This is a genomic window from Kitasatospora sp. NPDC004669, assembly GCF_040609455.1.
GTDB lineage: Bacteria > Actinomycetota > Actinomycetes > Streptomycetales > Streptomycetaceae > Kitasatospora.
In genome coordinates, this window is the sequence record NZ_JBEXKB010000013.1 from 94,465 (window position 1) to 106,520 (window position 12,056).

Sequence of the window (12,056 nt, forward strand, 5' to 3'; positions counted from 1 at the left end):
CCACACGTTCCGCGCGGAATGAGCGACACTGGAGGGTCTGCGTCAATCCAGCCTGTCAGCCAGTGGAGGGCTCCCCCGCGTGAACGACGGACCGCTCATCGTCCAGAGCGACAAAACTCTTCTCCTGGAGATCGACCACCCCAAGGCCGCCGACTGCCGCCGCGCCATCGCGCCGTTCGCCGAGTTGGAGCGGGCGCCCGAGCACGTGCACACGTACCGGGTGACCCCGCTCGGACTGTGGAACGCGCGCGCCGCCGGGCACGACGCCGAGCAGGTGGTGGACGCCCTGGTGACGTACTCGCGCTACCCGGTGCCGCACGCGCTGCTGGTGGACGTGGCCGACACCATGGGGCGGTACGGACGGCTCCAGCTGGTCAAGCACCCGACGCACGGACTGGTGCTCACCACCACCGACCGGCCGGTGCTGGAGGAGGTGCTGCGCTCCAAGAAGATCGTCCCGCTGGTCGGCGCCCGGGTCGACCCCGACACCGTGGTCGTGCACCCCTCCGAGCGCGGCCAGATCAAGCAGGTGCTGCTCAAACTCGGCTGGCCCGCCGAGGACTTCGCCGGGTACGTGGACGGCGAGGCGCACCCGATCGACCTGGAGGAGGACGGCTGGCAGCTGCGCCCGTACCAGGCGCAGGCCGTCGAGGGCTTCTGGCACGGCGGCTCGGGCGTGGTCGTGCTGCCCTGCGGCGCCGGCAAGACCCTGGTCGGCGCCGCCGCGATGGCGCACGCCAAGTCGACCACGCTGATCCTGGTCACCAACACCGTCTCGGCCCGCCAGTGGAAGCACGAGCTGGTCAAGCGCACCTCGCTCACCGAGGACGAGATCGGCGAGTACAGCGGGACGAAGAAGGAGATCCGCCCGGTCACCATCGCCACCTACCAGGTGATGACCACCAAGCGGAAGGGCGTCTACGCGCACCTGGAGCTGTTCGACGCCCGCAACTGGGGCCTGGTGGTCTACGACGAGGTGCACCTGCTGCCCGCGCCGGTGTTCAAGTTCACCGCCGACCTGCAGGCCCGCCGCCGGCTCGGCCTGACCGCCACGCTGGTGCGCGAGGACGGCCGCGAGGGCGACGTGTTCAGCCTGATCGGCCCCAAGCGCTTCGACGCCCCGTGGAAGGAGATCGAGGCGCAGGGCTACATCGCGCCCGCCGACTGCTGCGAGGTGCGGGTCACCCTCACCGACTCCGAGCGGCTCGCCTACGCCACCGCCGAGCCGGAGGAGCGCTACCGCTTCTGCGCCACCACGGCGACCAAGCGGCGGGTGGTGGAGGCACTGGTCAAGAAGCACGAGAAGGACCAGACGCTGATCATCGGCCAGTACATCGACCAGCTGGACGAACTCGGGGAGGTCCTGGACGCCCCCGTGATCAAGGGCGAGACCAGCAACGCCCAGCGCGAGAAGCTCTTCGACGCGTTCCGCAACAAGGAGATCAGCGTCCTGGTGGTGTCCAAGGTCGCGAACTTCTCGATCGACCTGCCCGAGGCCACCGTGGCCATCCAGGTCTCCGGGACCTTCGGCTCCCGCCAGGAGGAGGCCCAGCGCCTCGGCCGCGTCCTGCGGCCCAAGGCCGACGGGCATGCGGCACACTTCTACTCGGTGGTCGCCCGGGACACCGTGGACCAGGACTTCGCCGCCCACCGGCAGCGCTTCCTGGCGGAGCAGGGCTACGCGTACCGCATCATCGACGCGGACGACGTGCTGTAGCCGTAGGAACGTTCAGTAACGGACACCGTCGCGCCCGAGGAAGATCACGCGCGCGGCGGTGTCCAGGGCGATGCCGACGTTGCGGACGACGGTGCTCAGCGGATTGCGGTGGCGGCCCTGGACGGCGGTCGCGCCGGCCGGGCCCGAACGGGAGGTGTTGTGCTGAGTGCTCATGTCTTCAACGGTAGGCACCCGACCGGCCCCCGGCATCACTCCAAAGGCCGTATCCACCAGGACGGACGTCGTCCTCCAGGTGTACCGCACCCCTGAGACCTGCAGGGCTGGAACCCCGAGACGGACGGGTCTAAGATCGTCCGTCTGCCCCCTCCCGAACCGTGGTACCTGCCGGTGTCCCGCAGGCAGCCGGGGGAGGTGCCGACCGCACGGCAACCGGTCGGCTGTACTCACCGTGAGCTCCATCGATCCGCTGCGCCCGCGACCGGGGCAGCCGGGAAGGTTCGCTGTGCCCGCCACCCCCACCACCGACCCCCTCCAGCGCGAACGCGACCACCTCGCCGCGTCCCGGACCGCGCTGCGAGCGATGCGCGAGGACGTCCAGTCGCTCGACCTGCGCGACGTGACCGGCACCTGGGTGTCCGCCGTCATCCTCCAGAACCAGATCGAGGCCAGGATCGCCGCCCTGGCCGACCTCGCCGACACCCCGCTGTTCTTCGGCCGCCTCGACTACCTCCACGCGATCAGCGAGGAGCTCAGCGAAGGCACAAGGGGTGCCGCGCGAAGCGCGCCGAGCAAGGGTGGTGGTGGGCGACGGGCGGGAGGTGAGAACTTCTACATCGGCCGCCGCCACGTCCACGACGCCGACGGCGACCCGATGGTGATCGACTGGCGCGCGCCGGTCTCCCAGCCGTTCTACCGGGCCAGCCGCACCGAGCCGATGGACGTCGAGCGCCGCCGCCGCTTCGGCTACACCGGCGGCGAGCTCACCGCCTACGAGGACGAGCACCTCACCGACCCGGCGGAGACCGAGACCGCCTCCGCCCTGCTCGCCGCCGAGATCGAGAAGCCCCGTGTCGGCCCGATGCGCGACATCGTCGCCACCATCCAGCCCGAGCAGGACGAGATCGTCCGCTCCGACGTCACGGGCACCATCTGCGTCCAAGGGGGGCCCGGCACCGGGAAGACCGCCGTCGGCCTGCACCGTGTCGCCTACCTGCTGTACGCACACCGCGAGCGCCTGGCCCGTACCGGAACCCTGGTGATCGGCCCGAACAACGCCTTCCTCTCCTACATCGAGCAGGTGCTCCCGGCCCTCGGCGAGCTGGACGTCGCCCAGGCCACCGTGCAGCAGCTGGTCGCACACGTCGAGGTGAAGGGCGAGGACGGCCCGGAGGCGGCCCTGCTGAAGGGGGACGCCCGGATGGCCGAGGTGCTGCGCCGGGCGGTGCGCGCGGGCATCACGCTGCCCACCGAGCCCTGCGTGGTGGTCCGCGGCTCCCGCCGCTGGCGCGTCCCGGTGTACGAACTGGTCGAGATCATCGAGGAGTTGAAGGGCCGCGCGATCCGCTACGGCGCCGCCCGGGACGCCCTCCCGCAGCGCATCGCGCACGCCGTGCTGCTGAAGATGGAGCAGGGCGGCGAGGCCCCCGACGACCGGGTGCAGGACGCGGTGGCCCGCAACAGCGCGGTCAAGGCCGTGGTCAAGGAGTGCTGGCCGGCCGTCGACCCGGCCAAGCTGGTGCTGCGGCTGCTCTCCGAGCCGGAGTTCCTGGCCGAGTGCGCCGAGGGTGTGCTGACCCCCGAGGAACAGCAGGCGGTGCTGTGGCCCAAGCCCGGCCGCTCGGTGAAGACCGCCCGCTGGACACCGGCCGACGCCGTCCTGGTGGACGAGGCGGCGGACCTGGTGCAGCGCACGCCCTCGCTCGGGCACGTGGTGCTGGACGAGGCCCAGGACCTCTCCCCGATGCAGTACCGCGCGGTCGGCCGCCGCTGCACCACCGGCTCGGCGACCGTCCTCGGCGACCTCGCCCAGGGCACCACCCCCTGGGCGACGGCGAGTTGGCCGGACGCGCTGCACCACCTGGGCAAGCCGGACGGGCACGTCGAGGAGCTGACCAAGGGCTTCCGGGTGCCCGAGGAGGTCATCGTCTACGCCTCCCGGCTGCTCCCGGCGATCGCCCCGGGCCTGGCCCCGGCGACCTCGGTCCGCGAGATGCCCGATTCCCTGACGATCCGCCGGATCGCCGTGGAGGAAGCCGCGGAGGCGGTCATCGCCGCCTGCCGGGAGGCGCTGGAGCGCGAGGGCTCGACCGGCCTGATCGCCGCCGACGCCCGGATCCCGCTGCTCGCCGAGGCGCTGACCGCGGCCGGGCTGCCCCACCTCACCCCCGGCACCGAGACCAGCACCGAGTCCCGGCTGACCCTGGTGCCGGCCTCGCTGGCCAAGGGTCTGGAGTACGACTACGTGGTGCTGGACGAGCCTGCCGCGGTGATCGCCGGGGAGCCGGACGAGCGGACCGGCCTGCGCCGGCTGTACGTGGCGCTGACCCGCGCCGTCTCCGGGCTCACGGTGCTGCACGCCGAGCCGCTGCCCGAGCAGCTGCGATAGCGGGGAAGGGGCCGGCCCCGCGAACAGGACCGGCCCCTTCCGAAACACGCTCAGGCGTCGACCAGCGCCCGCCACTCGGCGACCTTGGCCGCGTCCACCGGCGTCTCCCACCCGTCGGCCCGCACCGCACCGCCGACGTGGAAGGCGTCGAACCCGGCCGCCCGCAGCCCCGGCACGTGCTCGGCCCGCAGGCCGCCGCCGATCAGGATCCGCTGGGCGTACCCGGGCCCGCCCTTGCGGGCCAGCTCGGCCGCCAGTACCTCGCGCCCGGCGTCGACCCCGGCGGCCGCACCGGAGGTGAGGAAGGTGTCCAGCCCGGGCAGGGCGCCGACGGCGGCGCGCAGGGCGGCCCGGTCGGCGCTGTGGTCGATCGCCCGGTGGAAGGTCCAACGGCAGCCGGCGATCGCCTCGGCGACGGCCGCGGTGGCGGCCAGGTCGACGGCACCGTCGGCGTCGAGGAAGCCGAGGACGAACTCCTCGGCCCCCTCGGCCCGCAGCGCGGCGGCCCGGGCGCACAGCCCGTCCAGGTCGCCGGGCGCGAAACCGTCCCGGATCCGCAGCATGACGCGCAGCGGGATGCCGACGGCGGCCCGGATCCGGGCGAAGTCCGCCACGGACGGGGTGAGCCCGTCGGCGGCCATGTCGGTGACCAGTTCGAGCCGGTCGGCGCCGCCCGACTCGGCAGCCTGGGCGTCCTGGGGCGTCAGCGCGATGACTTCGAAAATTGGTCTAGACATATCAGATAGCCTGCCACATCCGACCGCCCCCGGCGAGACCACACCCCCGTTCCGCCCCCCACTCAGACCAACTGCCGACCGCCCGGCCCGGCCGGACCCTTCCGACGGCCCACCAGCACCAGCGCGACCGCCGCGGCGACCGTCAGCACGGCCATCGGCAGCAGCTTCCAGGCCCCGCCCTCCTGCTGCCAGAGCCCGTGCAGGTTGACGCTGAACGTCCACGGCAGCGCCGCGAGCCCCGGCACGGCCGCCAGGTACCAGCCGCGCACCGCCGTCAGCGCCATCAGCAGCGGCACCACGACCATCAGCGCCCGCCACTGCGGGTCCAGGTGGTACCAGCTGGTGTAGACGTTGTCCGCGAACGCCACGACCGGGGTCAGCACCGCCGCCGCCAGCACCAGGCCCCGCTCCCGCCAGGCCGGCGCCGGCAGGGCGTCCTTCGGCGCGGCCAGCAGCACCAGGGCCCAGAGCACGAACGGCCCGTCCCACTGGAAGGCGTAGAGGAAGTCCCACAGCGGCTGGAGGAGCTCCGGACGGCTCGCCTCCCGCGCGAGGTCCGCCACCGCGGCCAGCGCCGACACCCCGGACAGCAGCTTCGCCGTCGTCCACCGCCCGAGCAGCGCCGCGACGGCGGAGAGCACGGCCGCCCCCAGCAGCGCCCAGAAGGACAGGAAGTGCAGCAGCCCCCACCTCATGTGCGGCACCTCGGACTCCAGGTACCTCAGCAGCGCCTGACCCGCCGCCAGCCCTCCGGCGGCCCCGACCACCAGCGGAGCTGCCAGCGCCGCCAGCCGCCCGCCCGTGGAGGTCGAGGTCAGCCCGGTCCGCATCCGCAGCCCGTACGCGCCCAGGTCGAGCAGCTCCCGGACCTTGGCCACCAGGCCCGCCTCGGCGGTGGTGTCGGCGAAGACCACGGCCAGCTCGTCCCCCCGCTCACGGCGGTAGCTGCCCGGGTAGAGCGCCAGCGCCGTCCGAACGACGACGGTCGAATCACTCATGCTCATGCGAAGGCCCCCCTGACCCTCGGACTGACGACGGCGACGGAGAGCCGGCGCTCCGCCTCGGTGGCCACGGCCCGCAGCCGCTCGGCCTCGGTGGCCAGTGCGCCCCGGCCGGCGTCGGTCAGCGCGTAGGTGCGCCGCGCGCGGCCGTCCACCACCTCCTCGGCAGCCACCTCGATCAGGCCCTGGCCCAGCAGCCGGTCGAGCGCGCCGTAGAGCGTGCCGGTGCGCATCTTGACCCGGCCGTCCGAGATCGCGGCGATCTCCTGGATGAGCGCGTAGCCGTGTCTCGGGGCATCGGCCAGCGCGGTGAGCAGAAGCAGCGTCGGCTCCTGCATGGAGCGTTCTGTCATGCGTCTACATATATCGTCGACCGGCACATCCCGTCCACCGGAACCAGCCGACACAATGGGCCGCATGCCCACCGCGACCGAGGACCTGCTGACCGCCTGGACCGCCCTGCTCCACCGCTGCGGCGCCACCGACGACCCCGAACCGTACGGCCGGGAGCTGCTGCGCCGCTGGTCCGAGCCACAGCGCCGCTACCACACCCCCGAGCACCTGGACGCGGTGCTCCGGCACGTCGACGAACTCGCCGGGCACGCCGCCGACCCGGACGCCGTCCGGCTCGCCGCCTGGTTCCACGACGCCGTCTACCGGCCCGACCGCTCCGAGAACGAGGAGCGCAGCGCCGCCCTGGCCGTCCGCGCGCTGACCGCCGCCGGCCTGCCCGCCGAGCGGGTCGCCGAGGTCGAACGCCTCGTCCTGCTCACCGTCACCCACGACCCCGCCCCGGGCGACCGCGACGGCGAGGTGCTCTGCGACGCGGACCTCGCCGTCCTCGGCGGCTCCCCCGAGGCGTACGCGGCGTACACGGCCGCCGTCCGGGCGGAGTACGGCTTCGTCCCGGACCCGGACTTCCGCGAAGGCCGGGCCGCCGTCCTGCGCCAACTCCTCGCGCTCCCGGCCCTCTACCGCACCCCCGCCGGACGCGAGCGCTTCACCGCGCCCGCCCGCACCAACCTGACGGCCGAACTCCAGCAGCTGGAAAGCTAGACCAGCTCCCCCACCGGCGCCACCACCGCGCCCTGCTTGCCGCACACCCAGTGCGGCTCCGGCCCCAACTCCGGCTCCACGCTGAGCGCGTGCGGGTCGCCGTCGGCCGCGCAGGCGGTGCACAGCGGCCACCGCCCGTACTCCTCCAACAGCGCGTCCTGAACGTCCTGGGCGACCAGCCCGAGCACGTACTCGGTGCCGTCCGGCCACTGCTCCAGCCACCAGCGGCGGTGTGTGACGGCCTGCTCCACCAGCGAGACGACGGCGGCGTCCGCCACGTCCCGCGCGGTGAGGTCGGCCAGGATCAGTGCCCGCGCGTTGTGCAGGGCGGTCTCGATGTCATCGGAAGCCATCCGTCCATCCTCTCCCCAACCCACCCCGAACGCCGAAACGCCGCGTGGGCGGCCCCCCGAAGGGAGCCGCCCACGCGGACGGGGAATCAACCGATCCGATCGAGGCGATCAGGATCAGAAGTCCATGTCACCGCCCGGCATGCCGCCGCCGGCGGCCGCGGCGGCCTTCTCCGGCTTGTCGGCGATGACGGCCTCGGTGGTGAGGAACAGCGCCGCGATGGAGGCGGCGTTCTGCAGCGCGGAGCGGGTGACCTTGGCCGGGTCGATGATGCCCGCGGCGACCAGGTCGACGTACTCGTTGGTGGCGGCGTTCAGGCCGTGACCGGCGGGGAGGTTGCGCACCTTCTCCACCACGACGCCACCCTCCAGGCCGGCGTTGGTCGCGATCTGCTTGATCGGGGCCTCCAGCGCGACCTTGACGATGTTGGCACCGGTGGCCTCGTCGCCGTCCAGCTCCAGCTTGTCGAAAGCGACACCGGCCTGCAGCAGGGCGACGCCACCACCGGCGACGATGCCCTCCTCGACGGCGGCCTTGGCGTTGCGGACGGCGTCCTCGATGCGGTGCTTGCGCTCCTTGAGCTCCACCTCGGTGGCCGCGCCGGCCTTGATGACGGCCACGCCGCCGGCCAGCTTGGCGAGGCGCTCCTGGAGCTTCTCGCGGTCGTAGTCCGAGTCGCTGTTCTCGATCTCGGCACGGATCTGGTTCACGCGACCGGCGACCTGCTCGCTGTCGCCGCCACCGTCGACGATGGTGGTCTCGTCCTTGGTGATGACCACCTTGCGGGCGGTGCCCAGCAGGTCGATGCCGGCGTTCTCCAGCTTGAGGCCGACCTCCTCGGAGATCACGGTGCCACCGGTGAGGATGGCGATGTCGCCGAGCATGGCCTTGCGGCGGTCGCCGAAGCCCGGGGCCTTGACGGCGACGGACTTGAAGGTGCCGCGGATCTTGTTCACGACCAGGGTCGACAGGGCCTCGCCCTCGACGTCCTCGGCGATGATGACGAGCGGCTTGCCGCTCTGCATGACCTTCTCCAGCAGCGGGAGCAGGTCCTTGACCGAGCCGATCTTGGAGTTGGCGATGAGGATGTACGGGTCCTCGAAGGTCGCCTCCATGCGCTCCAGGTCGGTGGCGAAGTAGGCGGAGATGTAGCCCTTGTCGAAGCGCATGCCCTCGGTGAGCTCGAGCTCCAGGCCGAAGGTGTTGCTCTCCTCGACGGTGATGACGCCTTCCTTGCCGACCTTGTCCATGGCCTCGGCGATCAGCTCGCCGATCTGGGTGTCAGCGGCGGAGATGGAGGCGGTGGAGGCGATCTGCTCCTTGGTCTCCACGTCCTTGGCCTGGGCCAGCAGCTGGTCCGAGACGGCGGCGACGGCCTTCTCGATACCGCGCTTCAGGGCCATCGGGTTGGCGCCGGCGGCGACGTTGCGCAGACCCTCGCGAACCAGGGCCTGGGCCAGCACGGTGGCGGTGGTGGTGCCGTCACCCGCGACGTCGTCCGTCTTCTTGGCGACCTCCTTGACGAGCTCCGCACCGATCTTCTCGTACGGGTCCTCGAGCTCGATCTCCTTGGCGATGGAGACACCGTCGTTGGTGATCGTGGGGGCGCCCCACTTCTTCTCCAGCACGACGTTGCGACCCTTGGGGCCGAGCGTGACCTTCACTGCGTCGGCGAGCTGGTTCATGCCACGCTCAAGGCCGCGGCGAGCTTCCTCATCAAAGGCGATGATCTTGGCCATCTGAAGTGGTCCTCCGGGACACGGTCGACTGCTCGGACCAAGGGGTGCCCGCGACGGACGGCCCTGGTGTGCGGGGGTCCATTCCCCTACCGCTCCCGGGGGCCTCACCGACCCGGTCCGCTGTCACTCTCACGCTGTGAGTGCTAACGCCAATGATTAGCACTCCGGGTGGTCGAGTGCAAGCCCAATCGGCAACCCGCGAGCCGCCGTCGAGCCCGCGCGGGAAGGCGAACAGGGGCGCGAACGGGGGCGTGGACGGGGACGCGAACGGGCCCGCACGACGCGTGTCGTACGGGCCCGCCGAGAAGCAAGAGGTCCACCAGCAGTGGGCCGTGCCGAGCTCCTGGAGCCGGAAGGGGTCAGACCGCCGCGCGAACCATGTCCGCCTGCGGGCCCTTCTGTCCCTGGGAGATCTCGAACTCGACCCGCTGGCCCTCCTCGAGGGTGCGGTAGCCGTCCATCTGGATCGCGCTGTAGTGGACGAAGACGTCCGCACCACCGTCGACCGCGATGAAGCCGTAGCCCTTCTCCGCGTTGAACCACTTGACGGTGCCCTGAGCCATTCCGAACTCCCCTAGTGCTGTGCTGGCCCTTCACGTGCCCGCAGGTCGCGGGCCCGGGTCTGGTTGGAGGCCGGCCCGGGGACCCCCCCTGAGCGCAGCCGTGCACGCCGCAATCCTCCGCCCGGAACACCGAACGGCTCCCGGTGAGCGGGTGATTACGCCGACCGCCGCTGAATGTATCCGGATCGACGCCCTCTGCAACAGGGTCAGCCGCCGGGAATTCCATAGGCCCGTCAAGAGACAAGGCCGAGCAAAACGGGAGAAACTCGGCAATTCGTGCCGGACATAGCGGACGAATTACCCAAATCCCTGCAGGAATTCTGACATCCGCCTGACATGTTTCACGGCCCTGGACCCGACCCGGCCTCAGCGTCCGGACGACCTCAGGCGGAAGCACCGCGCGAGCCGAGAGGGAAGCCCCGTTCCCAGCAGAGCCACACTCTACTCCGACTTGACCCGGAAATATTCCCGCCGAAATGCCGGCGGCCGCCCGCGCATACGGAGAGTCGAATTCCGTACGTGCGAGCGGCCGGGAAACGGGTTCGCGACGGCTCAGCAGCCGCCGGCCACCGCCGGGATGATCGAGACGCTGGCGCCGCCCTTGATCTCGGTCGCCAGGCCCTCGGCGAAACGCACGTCGTCGTCGTTCACGTACACGTTGACGAAACGGCGCAGCTTGCCGGTGTCGTCCAGAATGCGGGCGGAGATACCCGCGTGGTTCTTCTCCAGGTCGGCGATGACCTCGGCCAGGGTGGCCCCCTCGGCGGACACCTCGGCGGCGCCGCCGGTGTAGGTGCGCAGGATGGTGGGGATGCGGACGTTGGCGCTCATGGCTCTCCTAGCGGGGGGTAGGGGTGGTTCAGGCGGACGCGAGGCCGGCGGAGCGGAACGACTCCAGCGTCGGGCGGATGACAGCGGTCATCCCGGCGTCGGAGACGGCGTCCAGCGTCTTCAGGCCGTCGCCGGTGTTGATCGCGACGGTCTCCTTGGCCGGGTCCAGCCGACCGGTCTCGACCAGCTTTTTCAGCACGCCGACGGTCACCCCGCCCGCGGTCTCGGCGAAGATCCCTTCGGTCCGGGCCAGCAGCCGGATCGCCGCCACGACCTCCGCGTCCGTGACGTCCTCGACCGCACCGCCGGTCCGACGGGCGATGTCCAGCACGTACGGGCCGTCCGCCGGGTTGCCGATCGCCAGCGACTTGGCGATGGTGTCCGGCTTGACCGGCTTGATCACGTCCCGGCCCGCCTTGAACGCGGCCGACACCGGCGAGCAGCCCTCGGCCTGGGCCCCGAAGATCCGGTACGGCCGGTCCTCCACCAGGCCGAGCCCGATCAGCTCCTGCAGCCCCTTGTCGATCTTCGTCAGCTGCGAACCCGAGGCGATCGGGATGACGATCTGCTCCGGCAGCCGCCAGCCCAGCTGCTCGCAGATCTCGTACGCCAGCGTCTTGGAGCCCTCGCCGTAGTACGGACGCAGGTTGACGTTCACGAAGCCCCAGCCCTCGCCGGCCGAGTCCCCGATCAGCTCCGAGCAGAAGCGGTTCACGTCGTCGTAGTTGCCCTCGATGCCGACCAGCTCGCCGCCGTACACCCCGGCCATCACGACCTTGCCCTGCTCCAGGTCGTGCGGGATGAAGACGCAGGACCGGAACCCGGCCCGGGCCGCCGCCGCCCCCACCGCGCCGGCCAGGTTGCCGGTCGAGGAGCAGGACAGCGTGGTGTACCCGAACGCCCGCGCCGCCTCGATCGCGCAGGCCACCACGCGGTCCTTGAACGAGTGCGTCGGGTTGCCGGAGTCGTCCTTCACGTGCAGCGGAGCGGTGAACCCGAGCTCCCGGCCCAGGTTGTCCGCCTTCACCAGCGGGGTCCACCCCGGGTTCAGGTTCGGCTTGGACGCCACATCGGCCGGCACCGGCAGCAGCGGCGCGTAGCGCCAGATGGACGCCGGACCGGCCTCGATCCGCTTGCGCAGCTCCTCCGCGCGCTCGCCCCCGAACTCGTACGCGATCTCCAGCGGCCCGAAGCACTCCAGGCAGGCGAAGCTGGGACCGAGCGGGAAGCGGGTGCCGCACTCCCGACAGGACAGCGCGGCGGCGGGGCCGAGGTCGACCGAAACGGGTGCGGCAGTGTCGATAGCCATGATGGCGGAGGCCTCTCTCCTCATCTTCCCCGGGACGCGGTCGCGCCACAGGCCGGAATTGGCACCTGTCCCGCCGGGGCCTGTACGACAGCCGAGCGAGAAGGTTGCCGGGACGTCAACGGGCCGTTCCCTCAGTCCCTCTGGATGAGCTTGTGAAGTTGTGGTTCAGCGGCGACCCCGGCGTGC

At 71.5% G+C, this 12,056-nt stretch carries 12 protein-coding genes and 1 riboswitch; of the genes, 3 read left to right on the forward strand and 9 right to left on the reverse strand.

Annotation, left to right across the window (positions count from 1 at the left end; all coding sequences use genetic code 11):
- Positions 1-79: 79 nt before the first annotated feature.
- Positions 80-1,717 (forward strand): DNA repair helicase XPB, encoded by a 1,638-nt coding sequence (locus tag ABZW30_RS13995; protein ID WP_355671329.1) that lies wholly within the window; start codon positions 80-82, stop codon positions 1,715-1,717.
- A 12-nt stretch (positions 1,718-1,729) separates the two neighbouring features.
- Here the strand turns inward: ABZW30_RS13995 and ABZW30_RS14000 are convergent, their stop codons facing one another.
- Complete coding sequence (locus tag ABZW30_RS14000; RefSeq protein ID WP_355671330.1) at positions 1,730-1,891, reverse strand: hypothetical protein; 162 nt, start codon at positions 1,889-1,891, stop codon at positions 1,730-1,732.
- A gap of 289 nt (positions 1,892-2,180) precedes the next feature.
- On the opposite strand from ABZW30_RS14000, the gene ABZW30_RS14005 reads away from it, so the two are divergent.
- Positions 2,181-4,283 (forward strand): UvrD-helicase domain-containing protein, encoded by a 2,103-nt coding sequence (locus ABZW30_RS14005; protein WP_355671331.1) that lies wholly within the window; start codon positions 2,181-2,183, stop codon positions 4,281-4,283.
- A 50-nt stretch (positions 4,284-4,333) separates the two neighbouring features.
- Here the strand turns inward: ABZW30_RS14005 and ABZW30_RS14010 are convergent, their stop codons facing one another.
- The 3 genes from ABZW30_RS14010 to ABZW30_RS14020 all read right to left on the reverse strand — a co-directional run bounded on the left by ABZW30_RS14010 (position 4,334) and on the right by ABZW30_RS14020 (position 6,374).
- Positions 4,334-5,020, reverse strand: a complete 687-nt coding sequence (locus ABZW30_RS14010; protein ID WP_355671332.1) for a copper homeostasis protein CutC — start codon at positions 5,018-5,020, stop codon at positions 4,334-4,336.
- Between the two features lie 62 nt (positions 5,021-5,082).
- Positions 5,083-6,024, reverse strand: coding sequence for a hypothetical protein (locus tag ABZW30_RS14015; RefSeq protein ID WP_355671333.1), 942 nt, complete (start codon positions 6,022-6,024; stop codon positions 5,083-5,085).
- Complete coding sequence (locus tag ABZW30_RS14020; RefSeq protein ID WP_046386326.1) at positions 6,021-6,374, reverse strand: PadR family transcriptional regulator; 354 nt, start codon at positions 6,372-6,374, stop codon at positions 6,021-6,023. Before ABZW30_RS14020 ends, ABZW30_RS14015 begins: the two co-directional genes overlap by 4 nt.
- Positions 6,375-6,438: 64 nt before the next feature.
- Between ABZW30_RS14020 and ABZW30_RS14025 the strand changes: the two genes are divergently transcribed.
- A complete protein-coding gene (locus ABZW30_RS14025; protein ID WP_355671334.1) occupies positions 6,439-7,077 on the forward strand; it encodes a hypothetical protein in 639 nt (212 codons plus the stop codon).
- Here ABZW30_RS14025 and ABZW30_RS14030 read toward each other — a convergent pair.
- The 5 genes from ABZW30_RS14030 to thrC all read right to left on the reverse strand — a co-directional run bounded on the left by ABZW30_RS14030 (position 7,074) and on the right by thrC (position 11,870).
- Positions 7,074-7,430: a hypothetical protein gene (locus ABZW30_RS14030; protein WP_355671335.1), complete on the reverse strand. Its 357-nt coding sequence runs from the start codon at positions 7,428-7,430 to the stop codon at positions 7,074-7,076. The genes ABZW30_RS14025 and ABZW30_RS14030 overlap by 4 nt on opposite strands.
- Before the next feature lie 114 nt (positions 7,431-7,544).
- Positions 7,545-9,167 (reverse strand): chaperonin GroEL, encoded by a 1,623-nt coding sequence (groL, locus tag ABZW30_RS14035; protein WP_045692318.1) that lies wholly within the window; start codon positions 9,165-9,167, stop codon positions 7,545-7,547.
- Between the two features lie 359 nt (positions 9,168-9,526).
- On the reverse strand, positions 9,527-9,730 hold the full coding sequence (locus ABZW30_RS14040; RefSeq protein ID WP_030289665.1) for a cold-shock protein: 204 nt from the start codon (positions 9,728-9,730) through the stop codon (positions 9,527-9,529).
- A 552-nt stretch (positions 9,731-10,282) separates the two neighbouring features.
- Positions 10,283-10,561, reverse strand: coding sequence for a MoaD/ThiS family protein (locus ABZW30_RS14045; RefSeq protein WP_355671336.1), 279 nt, complete (start codon positions 10,559-10,561; stop codon positions 10,283-10,285).
- A 28-nt stretch (positions 10,562-10,589) separates the two neighbouring features.
- Entirely contained in the window at positions 10,590-11,870 is a 1,281-nt protein-coding gene (thrC, locus tag ABZW30_RS14050) for a threonine synthase (protein ID WP_355671337.1), read from the reverse strand.
- Between the two features lie 17 nt (positions 11,871-11,887).
- A riboswitch (SAM riboswitch) is annotated at positions 11,888-12,021 on the reverse strand.
- Between the last annotated feature and the right edge of the window lie 35 nt (positions 12,022-12,056).